Origin of the sequence: Lachnoclostridium phytofermentans (genome assembly GCF_000733755.1) — a bacterium.
Classification (GTDB): Bacteria; Bacillota; Clostridia; order Lachnospirales; family Lachnospiraceae; genus Lachnoclostridium; species Lachnoclostridium phytofermentans_A.
Genome location: NZ_JPOF01000007.1, coordinates 491,613 through 514,290, shown reverse-complemented (window position 1 = coordinate 514,290; position 22,678 = coordinate 491,613). Strand labels below are relative to the sequence as shown.

Below are 22,678 nucleotides of genomic sequence, written 5' to 3'. Positions count from 1 at the left end.
CTTACCACTCCAATACATTTACATTTCTAAAGTAATCACTAAATACAGCATTGCTTATTGTACCATTCATTAAAATTTCTACATCAAAATATCCATTTCTCCACTCTCCAATCTTTATATTAGAGTAATTTGGTGAACTTTTAAATGTAAATGCCAACGGAGATAGATATTGTTTATTATTGTCTAGAGAAGAATTAATACGATAATGAACATAAACTCTTATAAAAGTTCCTGTTGTATCTTTATAAATTCCTGACTTATCTACTGCAATATTGTCACACTCAATGATAGTTTTATTTTTCTTCGCAAGCTTTATATACTCTTGAACATAATTTTCTAAATATACATTATTTGTTGCATAATTTGAGCTCGTTTTTGTTACAGCATTATACCAGTCCTTATTTTTTTCCAACGTACGATAATCTACGTTAAATACGTTCCAAAGATAATCTTTAACATTACTTTCCCAAGTATCCCAGTTGTAATCGACTGCATCACCATAACTGGATTTTGTTCCATCTGGTAAAATAAAATTAAAAATCTTATTTTTATAGTCTTTTACGGTTGCAGGATAAGCATAATCAATTCCATCTTTATACTCTCCTGTTTCGTAAAAGTATTCATAATATGGTTTGTCATCTTTGTATCTTGTTCGGCAACTCTTCATAAACTGAAACTCCCAATCATAAAACTCATTCGGAAAACTTGCCAATACATAAGAATAGAACTTAGCGAACTTCGGTAGGTTTGTTGTTCTAATTAACTGCCCATCTTCTGTAATTTTACTTCTTTTACTCTCATCCTTCAGCATTTCAATAAAGCTTAAAGCAGTAGCTTTGGATATCTTCTGCGTTGGCTTAAATGTCCGACTTGTAGTATAACTACCATCAGAGGTACCCTTTATATATCCATACGCATACGCCTTTGCAATATAAATTCGTCGATATTCTGGTAATTTATCAACATCGGTAATACGCTTTTCAAGTATCGTATGAATTAATTTCTCACTTATCGTATTTCCATATAAGTACTCGTGAGCATTCACTAAAATAACAGCTGCATCAGCCTTTGATACATTTCTTTGATAATCCGAAAATGTGTTTTTGGTAATAATACCATGCTCGAACGCGGCATTAATATATGCTTGATTTGTTGTACCCTTCGCGGTGATACCAATTTCTTGGCAAACTAATTTTACAAAATACCCTCTTGTTATATAACTATAACTTGCTTGCGCTGCATTCGGATTAACTACAGACAGTGATAACATTATTATCACACATAATATGATGGCTATATTTTTCTTCGTTCTTAAATTCATTTCTACTTATCCCTTTCTTTTATACTCCCCTAATGAAGATTTTAATATTAAGTTATACCCCTCATTCGTCGCCCGATAATATAAGTACAACCTTTATCATTTATACTTTTCTCATTCTGTATCATTTGTAAAATTATTACATAATTTGATTATTTCGTCAACACTATTGATATTAGAGAACCTTTTAATACTTTTATTTTCTCGTGACCCTTTTTACCCCAACGAAAGCTTTAATATCAAAATAATTGAATTGTAAAAATGAATAAATTAAATAAAAATAATTCTATTGTAAATTAGGATTTAAAATGAATATAGATTTTTGTAGACTTTTTTTGAGTGTTATTTAGAAATGTGGTTAAATGATTCTAATAAAATATAAAAAAAGACAATTAAATAAATTTAAAAAGAGCATATCACAAAATCTTACTCCAATCAAGAAATATTTTACATATTTTTCTATTTGTTCTTGTAACGATTATACTATTATTCTATCCCATGATCTTCACCATCTTCTTCACCGTCTTTTTCACCATCTTCTCCACTGGTTCCTCCATGGGATTTCCTATTGTAACTCATACCCCTGCATGCTATAATAAACATATGTTTGCTCTTTACTATTAACAAACATCATTTTTTTGAGCTCGTTTTGCTAAGTAAGGAACAAATATCCAAAATAGAAATTAAAAGAAAGGTTTGATACCTCATGAGTATATACGATTCCCTAAATCCAGAACAACGAAGAGCCGTGGAGCATGATCGTGGACCGATGTTAATTTTAGCTGGTGCTGGTTCTGGTAAGACAAGAGTGTTAACCCATAGAATTGCTTATCTGATTGATGAGAGAAATGTTAATCCATATCAGATTATGGCACTGACCTTTACAAATAAAGCCGCCAAAGAAATGAGAGAACGTGTTGACAAGATTGTTGGTTATGGTGCCGAAAATATTTGGGTTAGTACTTTCCACTCTACCTGTGTCCGTATCCTTCGACGTTTTATTGAAACACTTGGATATGATCGTAATTTTACAATCTATGATTCTGATGATCAAAAGACCTTAATGCGTGAAGTCTTAAAATTCTTACAAATCGATACCAAACAGACGAAAGAAAGGGTCTTTCTTTCTGCCATATCAAGTGCTAAGGATGAAGGAATTACACCAGAAGAATTTGAGTTATCTGCATTGGGTGATTACAATAAAATGAAAATTTCCAATGTATATAAAGAATATCAAAGGCGACTTAAGACAAACAATGCCCTTGATTTTGATGACTTAATTATGAAAACTGTGGAACTGTTTCAGTCTAATACAGAGGCATTAAATTACTATCGCAATCGTTTCCGCTACATTATGGTGGATGAGTATCAGGATACCAATACCATTCAGTTCAAATTAATACGTTTACTCGCACATAGCATCAATGAGCATAATGAAGTGGAACATAATCTTTGCGTTGTAGGTGATGACGATCAATCCATCTATAAATTCCGTGGTGCTAATATTCGAAATATTCTTGATTTTGAAAAAGAATATCTTAATGCAGTTGTTATTAAACTGGAACAAAATTATCGTTCCACAAAAAGCATTCTAAATGCAGCGAACGAGGTTATTCATAACAATCTTGGCCGTAAAGACAAGTCCCTGTGGACCGATAATGAGGATGGTGAACAAGTTACCTTTTGCCAGTATGATACTGATTTTGAAGAAGCAAGTCAGGTAGTCGATAGTATTAAAACATTAAATAGTGAGGAAGGTATTTCTTATAATAACTTTGCTGTCCTTTACCGTACCAATGCACAGTCCCGTGTATTGGAAGAGAAAATGATTCAACGAAGTGTTCCATATAAGATTATTGGTAGTATCAACTTCTATCAAAGAAAAGAAATCAAAGATCTTCTAGCTTACTTAAAGACTATTGATAACGGGCTTGACGGTATTGCTGTAAAGCGTATTATCAATGTTCCCAAACGTGGAATTGGTTTAACCACCCTTGACCGTGTGGAAGATTACTCTATTAAAAATAATATGAGTTTTTATGATGCCCTACGCCATGCAGAAAGTATCCCAGGACTTGGTCGCTCTACTTCAAAAATCACCTCTTTCGTTAGCTTTATAGAAACAGTGAAAAGTAAACTTAACTCTGATACCTTTACTTTAAAGGATTTGATAGAAGAAATCCTAGAGGGTACTGGTTACTTAAAAGAATTAGAAGAAGGCGATGACGAATCCGCGGAAGATCGTATTGGAAATATTAATGAATTAATTAATAAAATCGTGACCTATGAAGTGGAATCAAATGAACCTCCAACCCTAAGTGGATTCTTAGAGGAAGTAGCTTTGGTTGCTGATATCGACTCTCTAGAGGAAGATAGCAATCACGTCGTATTAATGACTTTACACAGTGCAAAAGGTCTAGAGTTTCCTTATGTTTATCTATGTGGTATGGAAGAAGGTATTTTCCCAAGCTATATGTCGATCAATGCAGAAAATCCCGAACTTGAAATAGAAGAAGAACGCCGTCTTTGCTATGTTGGAATTACAAGAGCTATGAAACAGCTCCATCTAAGTGCCGCCAGACAGCGAATGATTCGTGGTGAAACTCAGTTTAATCGACCATCTCGCTTTATTAATGAGATTCCACGCTATCTTATAACAATACAATCGGCGCAGAACAAAGGATACCTTGCAAAGGATTCTTATGGTACAAGTCCGATCCGTAATGCATCACCAAACTTTTCAACGCAAACTCGTAGTCTGTTTGGTTCTGATAATCCATATGCAAAAGCGCCAAATAGCTTCAATGACACAATGTTTGATAAGCAAACACCTTCCATGCGTGGTGCATCTATGGATTCCGGAATTAACTCTATGCCATCCTTTTCTGGACAATCAAAAACAATGCGAGGTTTTCAACCCTCTGTAGGCACTACCTTACCAACCAAAAATTTTGGTAACAGCAATCTTGCAACTCTTCCCTATGGTGTTGGAGATACTGTAAATCATATTAAGTTTGGACAAGGCGTCGTAACCAACCTAACAAAAGGTGGTAGAGATTACGAAGTTACCGTAGATTTTGGCGAGCAAGGTATTAAAAAAATGTTATCCTCCTTCGCTAAGTTAGAAAAAATTGAAGAATAATAACAAACTAGTTTAATAAGTATTGTCTTAGTTACTCTATTTTTCATAGTTTGGCTTAATTTTCTTATTTTTATATAGTAAAAAATGCAAGTGGGTGGTATAATATACTCGAACGGAATTGTTTCAATAAGATTATGTTGATTACATGATTTTGTTTCGCGAGTGTACATGCAAGCTTTGCGAAGAGCTAATAACCGAAATCAATACAAATGATGATAATCCATTCGTTTGTAATGAATCATCAGAGAATAGGAAAGGAAGTGCTGTTATGAATAATAAACTCGACAAGATAAGTGAGATGCTTGCCGCTACTAAGCTAAGCGAGTTAATTCACAAAAAAGAAGATCCGATTGAGAAGAAGAAGCATACTTTAATCTTCATTCTTGCTATTGTCGGAGCAATCGCAGCTATTGCAGGCATTGCTTATGCTGTATACAAATTTATGACTCCTGATTATCTGGAAGATTTCGAAGATGATTTTGATGATGAATTTGACGATGATTTTGAATGTGACTGCTGTGATACTGCAGGCGATGCAGAAACAACAGAAGAATAGTTAACATCGCAAGTAAAAGTATTTACTTGCCTTCTATGACAAAACTATTTTGTTATATTGTTACCCCATGAAATTAGGTAGGCAAATAATAGCTGTTCAATTTTATGGGGTCTTTTTTTGTCTTGGAAATAGGATACTATTCCGTCCTTTGAGTTAGCGTTATCAATATACCTGGAACCTAACTATACATAATTTTATACAAACACTATATCCCTAAAATCAAATCATTTTAAAATAATATTACTATTTTGAAAGGACAAGCTCCATGTTATCTTTACTAAAAAAATGGTACCATCCACAACCATCCAATAAAAATGATTCAAGCCGTGACCCCTACATCGACAATTTCCGATTTTTATTAATTATTTTAGTCGTTCTGGGGCATTTTTTAAGCCAACTAACGAGGATAAAAGAGCTTAAATATCTATATTATATTATTCATATTTTTCATATGCCATGTTTTGTGTTTGTATCTGGCTATGTTTCAAAGAATGTACATAAAAATGGAATATATAATACCCGTAAAATTATATCTCTCTTTTGGATGTTTTTATTATTCAAGATTGGCAACTATGTTTGTACTGGAATGCATGGTAAACTAAACCTATTCCTTGTGAAAGATGCTCCTTGGTACCTATTGGCGCTTGTATTTTGGACGATGGTGATTCCTTTCTTTGAAAAATGCAATAAAAAACTCGTTCTTGTCACTAGCATTCTACTCGCACTATTATGTGGATATGATTCTTCCATTGGCTCATTTTTGGTTTTATCAAGAACAATAGTTTTTCTACCATTTTTTATCTTAGGTTTTTATACTACGAAAGAACACTTGGATAAGTTACTCAATCTTAGATTAAGAATACCTGCGATTCTCATTTTTATTAGTAGCTTTTTCGTACTTGCAGCGATTTATCCTTATGTAAGGCCATTTGTGAAAATAGTCTTTGGTGGTTCCTCTTATGACGCCATATTTAAAAGATATTGGCATTATGGGGCTTTCATCCGATTAATTTGGTATGTTCTTGCATTTGTATTTAGCATAAGCTTTCTATTGTTAATACCTAGAATTAAATTATCCTTTACAGTACTTGGAGAACGTACTCTACCAGTTTATATATTACACATCTTTATACGTAATCGATTAGCTGCACATGGCTTCTTTGCATGGTTACTTGGTATGCCAAAACTCATTATCTTAATGATAATACCATTTTGTATTTTACTCTCAGTCGTATTGGCAAACCCGTATTTTCATCGTATTACTCAATACATAATGAAGCATCCGTTTTTACTTGGTTTCTCTATAAAACGTACTGGGACAATTGGTGTTCCATCGGCAAGAAAATCATAAGTAGTATGTAGTAATACAGCCAAAGATGATGGTGATGCATTCTTTATTTCATTATTGTAAAGATGATGAAGAAAATATTTTACTATATCTATTACATTACAGTCAGCGCATAAGTATAATATGTAATTACGTTAAGGAATAATCTTCATATAATGTAGTATAAGGGAACTTGTAATAAGTTCCCTTATACTACATTATATTATCAATACTATTACATAATAACGCTCATTCTGTCTTTATTTGCTTGCGTCTTCATTTGCTTAACTCTAATTAATATGGCTCTTCATTTACCTAATTTTATATGCCTTTATTCTTTAAGTCTTTCCAATATAGGTTATAACATCATGAAACTATATCTTATAACATTGCTCAACAGGTAATACGAATATTGTAACGCCACCTTCTTGCACATCAATTGGATAAGGTGTGCTTACCCCTGGATACATAGAATCTGTACCTGCATACGAAGACAAACATTGTACTTCATTACGTACGCCTGCCATTTTCTTTAATATTTCACACACTTCATCTACTTTATTATCATCTACACCAATAAGCAAAGATGTGTTCCCTTGTTTAAGAAAACCACCGGTAGTGGATAACTTTGTAACAAAATAATGTTTTTTATTTAGCTCTGCAATTGTTGCTTGTTCATCATCATTTTTTAAAATCGCTAAGATCATCTTCATACGATCCACCTCCAAATTTTCTAAATATTTCTGTATGATATTTATTATTTTACCATTTTTTCGGCAATCTTGCAATGTTTATGATAATAGTTCTCAAATTTTATTATCATCTTCACTTTTTTATTATATGGCAGATTTCAAACCTCAAATTTCGCTGCAAACAAGAAAAAGTACGCTTCACAAAATAGTTCTTGGTATGAACTAAAAAGCACGGGTATTATCCTAATGTCTTAATATTAATGACAATGGCATTTCCCCGCGCTTCTTTTCTATATTAATTCATTACTTTGCAGCTTTTGCAGCATACTTATTATCAACCAAATCAGTATATGGCACACGTTTTGATAACATATCAGAGCTAGCTAATATATCCTGTAGAAGATTAAAGCTTTCTTCCTTAAAAACCAAATCTTCTTTCCAAGTCTGTTGATCTTTATATCTAGTCACAATTTTGGTTACGGTATCAATATCTGTTTCTTTAAACTGTGGCTTAATAACCTTAGCAATTTCTTCTACTGTATGAGTATTAACATAATCCATACCCTTTTGAAGAGCATTTACGAATTTTTGAATCGTCTCAGGATTTTCTTTGATATAGCTAAGCTTTGCAGAATAAGCAGTGTAAGGAACCATACCACTCTCTACACCAAGAGATGCAACAACTTTACCTGCGTTTTGAGTCTCAAGGCCTGTTGCAGCTGGTTCGAATTCGATGGTATAATCTCCAGTACCAGCTTGAAAACTTTGAGCTGTAATACCAAAGTCAATATTTTGGATTATTGTTAAATCTTTCTTTGGATCAATATTATTTTTCTTAAGGATGTATTCGAAAATCATCTCTGGCATACCACCAATACGTCCACCGATTACTGTCTTCCCTTTCAAATTCTCCCAAGCAAACGTCTCATTCACATCGCGAGATACTAAGAAGTTTCCTGCACGCTGTGTTAATTGTGCAAAGTTAATAACATAATCTTTCTCGCCTTCATTATATACATAAACAGAAGCTTCCGATCCCATAAAACCTATATCAGCATTGCCTGAAAGGACAGCAGTCATCGTCTTATCGGCACCAAGTCCATTGGTTAGATTCACCTTTAATCCTTCTTCTTCAAAATACCCTAATTCTATTGCTACATACTGCGGTGCATAAAATATGGAGTGAGCTACTTCCGTTAAATTCACTTCTGTATATTTTGTATCCTTCTTACATCCAACAAGTGATACTATCATAAGTGATACAATGAACAAAGCAACAACGCGTTTCTTCATTGAAATCCCCCTTCAATTCACATTCACACTACATAGTATATCGAATCGAAGGGGGATTTGTGCTAGTCTATTTTATTATTTTGTAGAATCTGTTTTAAAACCTAAGGTTACCGGAATCTCTTTTTCTACATACTCTCCGTTTTCAAGTACATTTACTGTTAGAGTAGCTTCCGTACCACCCTTTGTATATCTAAGAATACTCATTAACTCATTCATGTCAGAAACTGTTCTTCCATTAAATGCTGTAATAATATCTCCTTGATGTAGACCTGCCTTCTCAGCAGCGCTTCCTTCAGCAACTGTATAAACATAAACACCTACCGGCATATTGAATGCCTCTGCATAAGACTTTTCTACATTTTTACCGGAAATTCCAAGGTAAGCCATCTGATCTTCCTCAAGCTCTTCACGGTTCATCAAGTCATTAATGATTGGTATTGCATGTGAGATAGGGATTGCATAACCAATACCTTCTACGTTGGTATCCGCATACTTGACAGAGTTAATACCAATAACTTCACCTTTTGCATTAATTAATGCTCCTCCACTATTACCAGGGTTAATTGCTGCATCAGTCTGGATTAAGTTTAGAGTAACATTGTCAACAGAAACCTCACGATTTAATGCGCTGATATAACCAACGGTTACGGATTGTCCGTAGCCAAGTGCATTACCAATAGCAATTGCCATCTCACCAGTTTTAATGTTTTCAGAATTTCCTAAGGTTGCTACTTTAATATGTTTCTTAGTTTCTTCTGTTAAATCATCAATATTAACTGCTACTACAGCTAAATCAGAAGAAGGCTCTGTTCCCTTAATGGTTGCTGTCGCCTTGGAATCATCATTAAATACGATTTCAATTGCAGTTGCACCTGTTACCACATGGTTATTTGTTGCGATTAAAATTTCTTTATTGTTTTGACCAATAATGAATCCAGAACCACTACCGGATATCTCACGGTTGTATTCTCTGCCAAAGAAATCATACTGTGTTTGAGTTGCAGAACAGTTAATTGCAACGATAGCTGGCATTACATTTTCAACAACACCGGACACATCAGTTGCAGTAACCTCTGTTAATCCAGTTTGTACAATATTACCATTGCTTGTTTCATCTGAATCTTTATTAGCCTCGGTATCTGTAACTCCATTAATCTCATCGATTGGCTTTATACCAAACGCACTTTCATTCTTATTACCAATTGAAACACCGTTGAATACAACTCCTGCTACAACACCAAACACAACTGCTGCTGCTACAAGTGCTGCTGATTTCTTTAAAAATTTCTTGCCTTTTCCTGTTTTTTGCTTTTTCTTTTTATTATCCTCTTCATCAGAAACCGTAGCATTTAAGTTAGATTTAGTATAGAATTGATTCTCAGTTTCCCCTTGATTCACATTCTGTGCATCTAAGTGATTTTCTTGCTCGTTTGTATGCTCTATCACTTTTGATGGGATAACCTTTTCTTCACTTTTCTCACTATCCACCATTACAAAATTAGGGGCCTCATAAGAAGTTTCCACTGTTTCATTTAAACTGTTAAGTTCTTGATTGTTATCCTGGCTTAATAAGCCATCCTCGTTCTTTCTATTATCCATATCGTTCATATGCCATGCTCCTTTCTTCTCTATCTGATCTTCAAATCAATGAATTGTTTTTGTTTACCTTATGGCATTAGTTTAACAATAGATTGTGTACGATTTGTGTTCAGATTTTGAAAAAATGATGAAAACATGATTTAATTACAAATCTACTCCAATATAATTTCCAAGTATTTTGATATCTAAAGCTTCCGCTTCAATTCCTCGAAGTGTGTTAATTACAGCGGGTTCTTCGATACACCCATCAAAATCAACAAAGAAACGATATTCAAACTTCTTGCCTGGGATTGGACGGGATTCAATCTTTGACATATTTAAATTATTATATATGATATGTGATAACATACTATAAAGAGTACCGCTTTCATGAGGAAGAGTAAAACAAATACTCATCTTATCAGAACCTTCACAAAATTGACACTGCTTCGTTATTATAATGAAACGTGTCGAATTTACTTCTTCATAATTTATATTGCTTGCTAACACCTCTAGCCCGTATGTGCTTGCTGCACGGATACTTGCAATTGCCGCCTGATTTTTATCCCCATCTTCCAATACTTTCTTAGCGCATCCCGCTGTGCTTCCATATTCCACGGCTTTCATATTAGAATACTGCTCTAAGAATTTTCTACTTTGTAGAATCCCCTGTGGATGAGAATATACCGTTCGTATATCTGAAAGTTTGGCACCTGGTAAGGATAATAAAGCTTGATCAATTTTTAGCACATGTTCTGCTACAATATAGTTATCAAATTCTACAAGCAAATCATAAATATCCGTAATTCCACCAGTCGTTGTATTCTCTATTGGTAATACTCCGTAATCTGCCTCACCACTAGAAACTTTTGACATCACCTCATAAAAAGTTGGTGCACCAGAACTAGTTATCTTTGTCCCGAAGTATTCTTCCATTGCTTGTTCTGAATAGGATCCTTTCGTTCCAAAGTACACAATCCTCGTATCTTTACTTTTCGGTATCTCCTTTATCTTATGAAACTCCCTCGCTTGGTTATATGTCATCATAGTGTATTGAAGTTTACGACTCATCGACATAATCTGTGAAAAAAGTTCTCTCACCGCTTGACCGTTATACTTAGTACTTGCAAGTTCTTCTACACTATCAAGTTTTTGTTGCTCTCTTGTTTTATCTAAAACCGGCTTACCAGTATTTATCTTATATTCTGCCACATTCTGAGATATTTTCATTCGCTGTTCAAACAGTTCCACTATCTGTGAATCAATCTTATCTATTTCTTCTCTGCATTTCTGTAAGTCTATCACGTCACCGCCTCCATTCTTAACGCTTATTATATCCATACTTTCCTTAATTTTCAACAAAATCTTTATTTCCTATCAATAAAATAACAAATATTTTTACAAGTTAAAAATTAAACATCGTTTTCTCTTTACATCTTACTAAATTTTGCTACAATAAAACTATAATCATTTCTAAGAATTGCCTATGATATCTTAAAGCGTAAGAAATCATAAGATAAGATAGGTGACCTTACCCATAAAGTGATAAATTATTTATGTCGATAATATTAAGACAATGTATGATTAACAGCCTCAAACATTAAGACATTATAGTAATAAAATTCAGATACAAAAATTTTAGTACACTGGAATGGAGGTATTATATGAAAAAAGGAATCATAGCACTTAGTATATTAATGACTGGATTGTTCTGTGGAACCATTCTATTTATCCTAACTTTCTATAGAGAAATCGGTACTTATATTAATAGTAATGCCGACAAGTAAGAGGGAAATATTATATCTATCATTTTATCAATGAGAAATCGTAAGTCACAATGATAACATGATACCTAGAACACACAACTTAAATATTTCTATTAATAAAAAAGTACTTAAAAACTTTTGTTATAAATAAGGACGGTGTACAAAAAGATGAGTAAAAAAATAAGACGAATACTACTTATTATATTTCTTCCCGCTATATTAATTATCTTCATTTTAATTAACCAAAATAAAGAGAAAGTGAGCTATAATAAGGAAGATTATATAGGAAATACTCCTGGTAATCTTTATAATGGTGGAACCTTTTGCGAACAAGATGGTAGGGTGTATTTTAGCAATTTCAATGATGATGGTACTTTGTACAGCATGGATTTGGAATGTAATAATGTAATGAAAATAAACGATGATAAAGCACGCTATATCAATGTAGATGACAATTACATCTATTACTCCAGAGAAAATAATACAAAAGTGAAACCAACGAAAAATGTTTTTCTCTTCTACTGTTCCGGTATCTATCGAATCAACAAAGACGATGGAAATAATAACGTACAGTTATATGAAAACCCAAGCGGTTTACTTACGCTTTATGGCAATACGATTTATTATCAGCATTATACTAAAGAGACTGGAATCCAGTTTTATAGTGTAGATATTGATGGAAAGAATGAGAAAAAATTATCTACTTCACCAATCCTTCCTGCCTCCTTCCATAAGGGTTCTTTGTATTTTGCAGGAGCAGATGTGGATCATAGTATCTATGCCATGGATACTACAGACAATACTGTGGATATTGTACTAAATAGTAATTGTTATATGCCAATTGCAAGACCAGAAGGTATTTACTACATATCCTTAGAAGATAATTATGCTCTCTGCCGTATTGACTATCAAGGAGAGAATAAGACTATCCTTATTGATGAATTTTGCTCTACCTATAATATTAGTATAGATGGAAACTATATTTTCTACCAAGTGGATGGCGGTGATAATAATCATCTTGGACAATTAGATCTTACTACCATGGAAAAGAAGGTTATTCTTGAGGGAGACTATAAACAAATTAGTTGTACTAGTAATTTCACTTTTTTCCGTGATTATAATGAAGCCAATGTATATGCTTATAAACCTCATAACGGTGAGCTTAGAACTTTTCATCCACCGGTTATCGAATGATAGATAAAAGATTAGACAAGAAAAAGCACGCTTCTCACACCTTTCCTTGTCATGAATTGAAAGAGGCTGTACTCCCAACAGAATCATGTTAGGGAGCATAGCCTCTTTTTTCTATATAAAAATACTTAAAACCTATCTACTACTTTTCATCACATACTTGAAAGATATAAAATTTCAAATAATAAGATTCGTCTGCTGCCCATAGGATTGGATGATCTGGTGACTGAGTCCTATATTCTACTTGACGTAAACGCTTATGGACATTTCTTGCAGCCTGTCCAATTGTCTCAGTAAATAACTCAGGTGTCATAAAGTGTGAACATGAACATGTTGCAAGGTAACCGCCATCCTTGATTAATTTCATAGCACGTAAATTGATTTCACGATATCCCTTAATGGCATTCTTTACTGAATTCCTTGACTTTGTGAATGCTGGTGGATCAAGAATAATAACATCAAACTTCTCACCAGCCTCCTCTAGGCGAGGTAGCAACTCAAAGACATCTTCGCATTGAAAACGTACTATCTTTTCTAAACCATTTAACTCAGCATTCTTTTGAGCCTGAGATACACCCAATTCGGAAGCATCAATACCAAGCACTTCTTTTGCTCCACCAATTCCGGCATTTAAAGCAAAGGAGCCAGTATGAGTGAAACAATCTAACACTTTGGCATCCTTACAGAGGTGTTGGATTGCCAAGCGATTATATTTTTGATCCAAGAAAAATCCTGTTTTTTGACCGTCCTCAACATCAACGTAATATTTAACACCATTTTCTGTAATCAATACCTTAGTATCAAAAGGCTCCGATAGAAAACCTTTGATACGCTCCATGCCTTCTTGAATCCTGACTTTCGCGTCACTTCGTTCATATACGCCACGAATTATTATTCCATCTTCCTGCAAAATCTCTTTTAATAATCGTACGATTACATCTTTCATACGATCAATACCAAGTGCTAAAGATTGAACCACCAAAACGTCAGAGAATTTATCAATCACTAAACCAGGTAGAAAATCTGCTTCCCCAAATATGATACGACAACTACTGGTATCTACGGTTTTCTTACGATATTCCCATGCTGCAAGTAATCGGTTCTTTAGAAATTCTTCCGTAATTTCTTGACCTTTCACCCTACTCATCATGCGGACTCTGATCTTAGATACCTCATTAATAAAACCAGTTCCCATGCAGTAACCATCAAAATCTTGTACTGTGACTAAATCTCCATTCTTATATTCACCACTAACTTGACTGATTTCATTATCAAATATCCACAGACCACCTGATTTTAAAAATCTACCTTCCCCTTTTTTTAACGTTACGATAGCTTTTTCCATTGTTGTACCCTTTCCATGGACTTGATATCTTATTTCTCATCCTTGTCCTTATTAAAAATATATAACTTACTAAAAATATAATTTACTATAATAACAATCACTGCTAAACCAAGCTTTACAGCCATGTTATTAAAATGTAACCAGGTAACAAAGCAAAGAATACCTGCTTCTTCAATACCAAGAGTTACCAATCTTGCACCAAAAAACTTTACTATTTTTTCAATTTCTTTGCTCTCTTTTCCTATCCCACTATGGAATACCCAAAAGTTATTCACTACATAGGCAAAACTAACAGCTAATATCCAAGCGATTATATTCGCTAATAGGTCATTAACTTGCATTTTATTAGCAATTAAATCAAAGGTTATTAAATTAACTACGGTTGTTAATACCCCTGCAATAGCATAGGTTATCGTTTCCCGATTTACAAATTTTCTCCACAGCTTTTCAAAAAAACTAGTCTCGATTAGCTCATTCTCCTTCTTTGTTTCCATCGCCTCTATCCTTTCGTCATACCTAACTTTAGATAGGTTTCCCATTGTTTTATCGTATATCTGTATTAAATTTTACCACGATTTCCATTATATCAAACTCTAAAATAAAAAACAACGCACATCTCTTTACAAATATTTAACCTAGTGGTAAATTATTGGTAGGACATAATTAACAAAGTGCTCACAAAATACAGTTATTACATACTACAAGAGAAGGCATTCTGTGTAAATGATATTACAGCCAACGAATATATTTAGGGGGATTTTTAAATGAATAAGATATTACATAATTTAATGGAGGATGTTGTGATCAAACAACTAGATCATATACTCGATTCCTTCCACTGTTGTAAATGTGAGCAATGCCGCTTAGATATTGCCTCATACGCACTAAATCGTCTGCCTGCAAAATATGTAGTAACTACACAAGGAGAGTTAATCACTAGGCTTGATTCCTTGGATCTTCAATTTGAAACTAATGTTATCACAGCGATAACGCAGGGAATTATCTTGGTCGGGAATAATCCAAGACATGAAATCTAATAGTGAGACGTTCTTTCTATTTCTATAAACAAAGATAAGGGATACAATAGCTACACTACTGTATCCCTTTTACTGTACTTCCTTATCAAAGTTCTTAGTTCTTCTCTTTCGATCCACTTCTTTTCAATTAACGAACTGCTTTTCACACCAAGTCTCTCAATTGGTATAAATGTGATTTAAACTTGTTTTTTGATATTTCTAATCGCCGTAACCATTGATTTTACTAAGGTTGTTATTAAAAGTATTTCTTGTTGCCCCAAAGATTACTCTTCTTTAAGTCCACATATTCATTATATGCCCGTTCTAAAATTTGCTTTTCATTAGAGAATTTTAACATATGATATGCTTCGTGAAACTTATAATACCCTGAGTCCATAAAATACTCTTCCCTTTGTGGTTTGCTGTAATAGCTATCAGACATCATAAGGTACCAATGAACATCCTTCAGTACAGTATTCTGCGGAGTATTAAAGGTGTATTGGCTCTTACCAATATACTTAATGATAGATGCCACTGCACCTGTCTCCTCCTTCACCTCGCGAATCGCAGTTTCTTTGTACTCCTCGCCCTCTTCTACGGTTCCCTTTGGTAATACCCAGCCTTCATACTTGTTCTTATAATTCTTATACAATAATAAGATTTTTCCTCTGAAAATAACTACACCACCACAGCTAGTTGCTTCAATCATCGCAATGCCTCCTGTTTTCTGGTGTAACTCTACCTAATACTGTTGTCCACATCTCTAGGATGCCAAAAGAGCATGAATTTAACATGGACGATTTATTCATAGTATACAACATTTATGCAATGATTTCAATACTAATTCTCAACTAGGGCAAATATGAAAAGTTTTTTTTATCCCTTTACCAACAACAAATTAGATAACAAAATTAAATTAACCATTCGATAGAAAAATATACTCCTCCCTAAAACAAGAAAAGCACGCTTCACGAAATTTTCCTTGTCATGAATAAAAGAAAATGGACCTAATAAAGTGATTTTAGGTCACTTTATTGGGTCCATTTTTATATTTTCTGCTAATGGAAAGAGGAGCAAACCACCCAACTTATTATTTAAAATATGCCTCAATTATCTTTTTTGCAACTGGCACAGCGTACCTACTACCTGTTCCAGAACTTTCTACTATAACACTAATTGCAATCTGCGGATTCTCGACGGGAGCAAATCCAATAAACCAAGCATGAGATGGCTTCCCTATTTCATAATCAGCAGTACCGGTTTTTCCAGCTACGCTGACTTTCATACCAGATAATTTTGATCCAGTACCATTTTCCACAACTTCCTTCATATAATCCGATAGTATAGCAGCCTCTTTTTTCGAAATAACTTGACCATAACTATCAGGGTAATATCTCTTTACAAGACTTCCTTCAAAGGTTTCTATTCGATCTACATAGTATGGTTTCATCATTAACCCACCGTTTGCTACTGTTGCAGCAATCATTGCATTATGAAGTGGGGAAATCTGCGTTTTACCAAGGCCAATCACTGTCTGAGGATAATCATTCGGATCACTCTGACTATTTAATACAAAACTGCTTTGTGCAGTCTTAAAAGAAGTCGGAAGTGTCTTGTTAAATAACATTGATTCACATAGATTACGGAACGAATCCATATTTAAACTACTACCAAGGGTGGCAAATGACGTATTACATGAGTTAGCAAAAGACTCTTTCAGATTTTCTTTTCCATGTCTAGTACCATTTGCGCAATGGATGGTAACATGGTTAATTCGATCCTCACTCTTGCATTGATACTCATAGTCTTCATAATTCGGATTCTCTCTTATATATTCAAGCGTTGTTAATAACTTGAAAGTGGAACCAGGAGGATATAATCCTTGTGTTGCTCGGTTTAATAGCGGAGAAGCTTGATCTTCATTTAAGCTCTCCCACTTCTCAGTAATCGTATTCGGATTATAGTCGGGCTTTGATACCATCGCTAAGATTTTTCCAGTAGATGGCTCTAATACGACGACTGCACCCCGATAATCTCCAAGCGCATCATATGCCACTTGCTGTAGCTTTGCATTTAATGTAGAAACTACATTATCTCCAGCAGTCTTTACACCATTTAACGTATTTGTTAACTTGCCAAATCCACTGACACTCGAGTTTAGCATCGTAAAACTCTCGGATTGCTCAATTCCTGTTCTTCCATGCAAAACACGGCCTACGGCATGAGAAAATACACTGCCATAAGGATAAACGCGGACTTCTTCACCATCCTCATTGGTTATCGTCTGAGCAAGAACAGCACCATCTGATGATAAAATCTTCCCACGTTCAATGTATTGAGCTAGTAAATCTTGACGTTTGTTATAAGTATTATTAACAAAGGTTTTTCCTTGCGCTACTAAGAAGTAGCTATAATACCCAATCACTAAAAACAAAAGAAAAGAAAAGATATAAGTTAGACTGTATATTGATCGGTTATAAGCCTTTTTATCTCGATTTACAACTTCCTTTTCTGGAATTACTCCTGTACGATCTTCCTTCCTACTAGCAGGACTTTTTCTAACCTTAGCTGTATTTTTTACGGAACTTTCACCAGAGGAGGCTTTTTTACTACTCTTGTTATTTTGCTTCTCCTCTTCCCGTTTTCTCTCTGCTGCAAGTTTTCTCTTCGCAAGTCGCCTCGCCATCATAGCTTGAGCTCTCTGAAGTTCTTCCTCACTTCTCATATGAAGTACATACATACCTTGAATAATACTAAACACAATAATACTGCTTATGACAGAAGATCCACCATAGCTTAGCAATGGTAACGTTACACCAGTAGATGGAATAAATTTGATTGCACCACCGATATTTAAGAAAACTTGCGAGATGTACATTGTACTTAACCCCAGCGCAGTTAACTTATAAAATGGATTTTCAAATTTCACACTGATATTAACAAACATAATAAAGCAACTTAGGCAGATTAAAATTAAGCAAATACCAATAATAGCACCAAACTCCTCTGATAATGCAGAGAAGATAAAGTCACTTTCTGCTACTGGAATACTGGTTGGTAACCCTTGATTTAACCCCATTCCTGTGAAACCACCGGTTCCAATTGCAAACAATGACTGTGCCACCTGATACCCTTCTTTTTCTATCACTGCGAAAGGATCTAGAAAGGCTGTCACACGAACCCGTACATGGCTAAACATCTGAAAAGCAACAATGGATGCCAAGGCTCCAAAGGATACACCAGAGATCAGATAAAACAGCTTTCCAGTTGCACAAAAAAGCATGATTACATAAGTAAAGAAAAATAATAGCGCACCACCCAAATCCTTTTCTAATACTAGGACAAGAACATGGGCCGCTGCCAGAATGGTAACAAATACAACTCGTTTAAAATCATGTCGTTTACTTAATACGGATGCAACAAAGAAAATAAATAATATCTTTACAAACTCTGAGGGTTGAAAGCGAAAATTACCGATCACAATCCAGTTCTTCGCACCATAAACAACCTCGCCAAAGAAGTAGACAAATAATAGTATCGCTAAACCGACAAATCCATAAAGAAATGATAATTTTCCCCATAACTGAACCCGGTCAATTAACATAGGAACTACCAAACAAATTGCTAATGCAATACTAGCAATAAAAAATTGCCTTACACCCTTTTGAAATGATAGTCTGGCAATCATCACAAAACCAAACATTAATAATGTCATCATATTTCGATAAACCAACTGAGACATTCGTTTGTAGCTTACCTTATATAATAAACCTGTAATAATAAATACAATTAATTGCGCCAGATAGAGAAAAATAACTTCGATATTGTTACTGGTAATATACAGTGAAATAAAGCTGACTCCATGCATCAGGTACATTAACAGACTCATAATTACATAGCGATTTTCTCTTGCCTTCGTATTCTTCATGACTAGTACACGAAAACTAAGAAATGTGTAAAAGGTCATTAATAGAATAAGCGAATATTTCGTTATCTCAACTATTATATTGGTCATAGTTAGCCTCCTTGCTGCGACTGTTTTTAGGAGCAGCTAATGGCTCAAGTTTGTCGCAGCACAAACTTGTTGAGTGAAAGATATAATCTTTCACTCTAACCTCGCCCTTTTGTTTTCTTATAGGATACCCCTTTTAAAATGTCCTTTGGAATACTCATCCCCTGGTAAACTACCTGCTTCTCCATAACAATAAACACGTACGAATTGTTTTAATACTTCACCAACTTCATTCTCATCCTCAAATGTAAAATCAAGTCTAAGATTCTTGGGCTTTAGAGCTAACACTTCAGAGTAGTTCGAAAGCAACGATAAACATTTTGAATTGTAAATGGTATTATAACAATAATTACAATTGGTTTTCACACGAAATTTCATGTTCATACGATCTTCCAATATTGCAGGCTGATTTAAATTTCCCGGTTTACACTCAGTAGTATTCTTTCTAACACATTGAGCAGAAACCATGAGAGGTAAATATCCATACACTAAAAGATCAAAATTCTTGCAACCTAATTTCATTAACTCTGTCTGATTAAACTCAATCGATGCAGTAAAATCAGAGATTCCAAGCTCTTGATAAAACTGCTCAGCTTCGTGATTTAAAACATACAAGTTATAATCCAGTCGAATTTCTTTCGTCGTTTTTAGTTCTGTTTTAAGAAGATAGAGTTCCTCAAAGTTTTTAATCACATACCCATCTATAGTATCGACCATCCACAGCTCTTTATTCTTTAAATATTCGTCATATGTGGTAGCCCTCATAATATGTGGTAGTAAAAAATAAATTTTCTTCCCTTTTTCTTTACATCTGATAACCAAACTAGGTAACTCTTCTCTCGAAAGCTCTGCTACATCAAGATACACGGTCTGGATCTCTGGGCAATCTAATACTGGAGATAATTGATTTTTGTTACGAATGGTTACAATTATTCCAAATGCATTCTTATTTTCTATCCCAAGGTTCTTTGACTTGTTAAGATTGCTTGAAAGTTGCGGTACTTCACGTCTAAAAGCATCTTTCATAGCTTCTTCTAACTGAAGAAGTGCTGTTCTTCGAAGTTCATTAAGCTTACTAACAGGTAAAAAAACATTCCCCTCCAAGTAAATAGTAAGATTATCAAACTCAAACGGTGTGTCCTTGGTTTTCCTTAATTTTTCTTTAATATTTTCCTCGGACATCGGCTGATTCTTTGCTTCCATAACAGTATCGCCATATTCAGTTATGGTAATCGTCTCTGTCTTATTTGTTATACTATCTCTTTTGATATCTGCCCAGACAGTAAGACTCATAGGTTCTCCCACCTTTGCATAAAAACTGCCATATGCTAGAACCTTTTGATCTACATCATAATATTTCCCAGATAACTCAGATAACAATGCTTCATTCTTGGTACGATAAACCTCATCACCAATCTCTATTTTACTTCCAGGTTTCACATTCGTCGTAAGACGATTCCCTTTTTCTATCCCGCTTTTTACAGTAAAGTCATAGGTTTTTTCTCCTAAATTGCGAAATTCCAGGATATCTTGTGCATTTACATCTTCTATCAATAAAATCTCTGCTTGAATTCCCTTCTTCGCTTTCACAGTGCCAACGAAGACACCACTGTGATTTGGGCGATGCATTGACATCATCTCTTTCCCGTTATGAGAATTATAGTATCCTTTACTAAATCCACCACGATTATATAGATCCTGTAATCGAAGCATCTCTTCTTTTAATACCTTAGGATTGTTTTTATGAAATTCTCTGTACTTAGTAGAGCCAAGTTCTTGGTATCGATCGATTTCTCTTCGATATGCCTCCACCACGCCTGCGCTATATTCGTATCGTTTCATACGCCCTTCAATCTTAAAGGAATCTATACCTGATTCTATTAAATCAGCTACATTTGAGAGAGTACACATATCCTTTGGGCTTAAGACATAACTTTCTTCCGGACTAGAGACACGCTTTCCTTGTTCAGATACTCGATATTCCATTCGGCAAGGTTGTGCGCAACGCCCTCTATTACCACTACGCCCTCCAATCATACTACTCATAAAACATTGTCCAGAATAACAATAGCAAAGTGCACCGTGAACAAAGGATTCTATCTCTAGCGTTGTAGATTCTCTAATTCGTTTTATTTCCTTAATATCAAGCTCCCTTGACGTCACCATACGAGTTACACCATAATCTTTTAGTACTTCTGCTCCTTCTGCCATGGTAAGTGTCATCTGGGTACTTGCGTGGATTGGAAGCCCTGGAAAATTACGGTGAATAAACCTCATAACCCCGACATCCTGAACAATTACTGCATCTAGCCCATGTTCATAATACTTACGAATATATTCATATAAGGAATCTTCTAATTCCTCTTGTTTTAGTAGTGTATTAACAGTTAGATAAAGTTGCTTCCCTCTAACATGTGCATAATCAATCGCATGAAGCAGCATTTCTTCTGTTAGATTGTTGGCATAAGCTCGCGCGCCAAATTTCAAACCACCTATATAAACAGCATCACAGCCAGCATTTATCGCCGCCTTCATGCTTTCTATGGATCCCGCAGGTGCTAATAATTCAATTTTTCTCATAATAACTCCCATCTGTGTGCTTCAGCACGCAAGCCAATCAAGAAGTTGAAAAATAATATTTTATCTTTCTACCTACCTTAATTCACACATGCGCATCATTTCTGGCACATAAGTTTCTGTTACATTACATTGAAAAGCAAGAAAGGCCGTCAATTGATATGACAGCCTAAGTAACATACAAAAGAAACTCCTCTTGTATCTCATATTATCAAAACGAAAAAATTAGCTTTACAGTTTCTGATAAATTTTATTATGTTATCTATTTTTTCTGCTCTCATTTAATTCTGTTTCTAGACGAATCACCTTTTTTTGCTCTTCTAAGTGCTCTGATTTTGTTGCTGCCAATTCATTCTGTGCACTCTCAAGTTTCGTCTGTAACAAAATGATTTCATGCTTTAAGTCAAAGATTTCTTCGCTTTTTTTATCCGATTCCGCATCTACTTGTTGCAGTTGCTTTTTCAGTTTAAAATAATCATCTGCAATGTTTATATTCATCAGCACATTTCTCATCTCAGCATCCAGCGAACGGTAAAAATCTTGTTTCTTAAATTCCGCATATTTATTATTAATATAAGTTGCTACTTTTTGTAAATATTCTTCACTCTCATATCCCCCGAGAGTGTATCGTTTGTTATTAATAATTACTTCAATATCCGTCCTCTTGTTCATACCGTCCTCTTTTCTAGAATCATAAATAATTCATATACGTCTGGCAAACTCAGAATAATTATCTTTGGTAGCTGATGTCATAAACAAATGTATGGCAATGGAATAATTATCATTGGAATGATTTCTAATAACCTAATTATACGCATAAGTCCATAGCTTGACAATAGCTTTCTTTTATTTTAACATATCGCTT

General features: G+C 34.4%; 17 protein-coding genes. 6 read left to right on the top strand and 11 right to left on the bottom strand.

The genetic code is table 11. The features are described from left to right. Position 1: 1 nt before the first annotated feature. Positions 2 to 1,321 (bottom strand): S-layer homology domain-containing protein, encoded by a 1,320-nt coding sequence (locus tag CC92_RS0118210; RefSeq protein WP_029505245.1) that lies wholly within the window; start codon positions 1,319 to 1,321, stop codon positions 2 to 4. Positions 1,322 to 2,024: 703 nt separating this feature from the next. On the opposite strand from CC92_RS0118210, the gene CC92_RS0118200 reads away from it, so the two are divergent. The 3 genes from CC92_RS0118200 to CC92_RS0118190 all read left to right on the top strand — a co-directional run bounded on the left by CC92_RS0118200 (position 2,025) and on the right by CC92_RS0118190 (position 6,367). Beyond that, positions 2,025 to 4,460, top strand: a complete 2,436-nt coding sequence (locus CC92_RS0118200; RefSeq protein WP_029505244.1) for an ATP-dependent helicase — start codon at positions 2,025 to 2,027, stop codon at positions 4,458 to 4,460. 268 nt (positions 4,461 to 4,728) lie between these two features. After that, positions 4,729 to 5,016, top strand: coding sequence for a hypothetical protein (locus CC92_RS0118195; RefSeq protein WP_029505243.1), 288 nt, complete (start codon positions 4,729 to 4,731; stop codon positions 5,014 to 5,016). A gap of 265 nt (positions 5,017 to 5,281) precedes the next feature. After that, a complete protein-coding gene (locus CC92_RS0118190) occupies positions 5,282 to 6,367 on the top strand; it encodes an acyltransferase family protein (protein ID WP_029505242.1) in 1,086 nt (361 codons plus the stop codon). 350 nt (positions 6,368 to 6,717) lie between these two features. On the opposite strand, the gene CC92_RS0118185 is transcribed toward CC92_RS0118190, so the two are convergent. The 4 genes from CC92_RS0118185 to pheA all read right to left on the bottom strand — a co-directional run bounded on the left by CC92_RS0118185 (position 6,718) and on the right by pheA (position 11,268). Further along, positions 6,718 to 7,056, bottom strand: coding sequence for a cyclic-di-AMP receptor (locus CC92_RS0118185; RefSeq protein WP_029505241.1), 339 nt, complete (start codon positions 7,054 to 7,056; stop codon positions 6,718 to 6,720). Between the two features lie 282 nt (positions 7,057 to 7,338). Further along, the gene (locus CC92_RS0118180) at positions 7,339 to 8,328 is read right to left on the bottom strand and encodes an ABC transporter substrate-binding protein (RefSeq protein ID WP_029505240.1); all 990 of its coding nucleotides are present in this window, start codon (positions 8,326 to 8,328) and stop codon (positions 7,339 to 7,341) included. A gap of 75 nt (positions 8,329 to 8,403) precedes the next feature. Beyond that, positions 8,404 to 9,936, bottom strand: a complete 1,533-nt coding sequence (locus CC92_RS21185; protein ID WP_051650988.1) for a S1C family serine protease — start codon at positions 9,934 to 9,936, stop codon at positions 8,404 to 8,406. A 135-nt stretch (positions 9,937 to 10,071) separates the two neighbouring features. Further along, positions 10,072 to 11,268: a prephenate dehydratase gene (gene pheA, locus CC92_RS0118170; protein WP_330373307.1), complete on the bottom strand. Its 1,197-nt coding sequence runs from the start codon at positions 11,266 to 11,268 to the stop codon at positions 10,072 to 10,074. Positions 11,269 to 11,570: 302 nt separating this feature from the next. On the opposite strand from pheA, the gene CC92_RS23260 reads away from it, so the two are divergent. Both CC92_RS23260 and CC92_RS0118160 read left to right on the top strand, forming a co-directional pair. Then, positions 11,571 to 11,693, top strand: coding sequence for a hypothetical protein (locus tag CC92_RS23260; RefSeq protein ID WP_278245261.1), 123 nt, complete (start codon positions 11,571 to 11,573; stop codon positions 11,691 to 11,693). A 147-nt stretch (positions 11,694 to 11,840) separates the two neighbouring features. Then, positions 11,841 to 12,866: a DUF5050 domain-containing protein gene (locus CC92_RS0118160; protein WP_029505237.1), complete on the top strand. Its 1,026-nt coding sequence runs from the start codon at positions 11,841 to 11,843 to the stop codon at positions 12,864 to 12,866. A gap of 139 nt (positions 12,867 to 13,005) precedes the next feature. Here the strand turns inward: CC92_RS0118160 and CC92_RS0118155 are convergent, their stop codons facing one another. Both CC92_RS0118155 and CC92_RS0118150 read right to left on the bottom strand, forming a co-directional pair. Further along, positions 13,006 to 14,208 (bottom strand): class I SAM-dependent rRNA methyltransferase, encoded by a 1,203-nt coding sequence (locus tag CC92_RS0118155; protein ID WP_029505236.1) that lies wholly within the window; start codon positions 14,206 to 14,208, stop codon positions 13,006 to 13,008. Positions 14,209 to 14,237: 29 nt separating this feature from the next. Further along, positions 14,238 to 14,702 carry a GtrA family protein gene (locus tag CC92_RS0118150; protein ID WP_051650987.1) on the bottom strand — a complete coding sequence of 155 codons (465 nt, stop codon included), beginning with the start codon at positions 14,700 to 14,702 and terminating at the stop codon, positions 14,238 to 14,240. Positions 14,703 to 14,972: 270 nt separating this feature from the next. On the opposite strand from CC92_RS0118150, the gene CC92_RS0118145 reads away from it, so the two are divergent. Beyond that, positions 14,973 to 15,245, top strand: coding sequence for a late competence development ComFB family protein (locus CC92_RS0118145; protein ID WP_029505234.1), 273 nt, complete (start codon positions 14,973 to 14,975; stop codon positions 15,243 to 15,245). 235 nt (positions 15,246 to 15,480) lie between these two features. Here the strand turns inward: CC92_RS0118145 and CC92_RS0118140 are convergent, their stop codons facing one another. From CC92_RS0118140 to CC92_RS0118120, 4 genes are all read right to left on the bottom strand, one after another. Then, positions 15,481 to 15,933: an NUDIX hydrolase gene (locus CC92_RS0118140; RefSeq protein WP_029505233.1), complete on the bottom strand. Its 453-nt coding sequence runs from the start codon at positions 15,931 to 15,933 to the stop codon at positions 15,481 to 15,483. A gap of 381 nt (positions 15,934 to 16,314) precedes the next feature. Beyond that, on the bottom strand, positions 16,315 to 19,239 hold the full coding sequence (locus CC92_RS22690) for an FtsW/RodA/SpoVE family cell cycle protein (protein WP_051650986.1): 2,925 nt from the start codon (positions 19,237 to 19,239) through the stop codon (positions 16,315 to 16,317). A 117-nt stretch (positions 19,240 to 19,356) separates the two neighbouring features. Beyond that, positions 19,357 to 21,816: a U32 family peptidase gene (locus CC92_RS0118125; protein WP_029505232.1), complete on the bottom strand. Its 2,460-nt coding sequence runs from the start codon at positions 21,814 to 21,816 to the stop codon at positions 19,357 to 19,359. A 255-nt stretch (positions 21,817 to 22,071) separates the two neighbouring features. Further along, the gene (locus CC92_RS0118120) at positions 22,072 to 22,485 is read right to left on the bottom strand and encodes a cell division protein ZapA (protein WP_029505231.1); all 414 of its coding nucleotides are present in this window, start codon (positions 22,483 to 22,485) and stop codon (positions 22,072 to 22,074) included. Positions 22,486 to 22,678 lie beyond the last annotated feature (193 nt).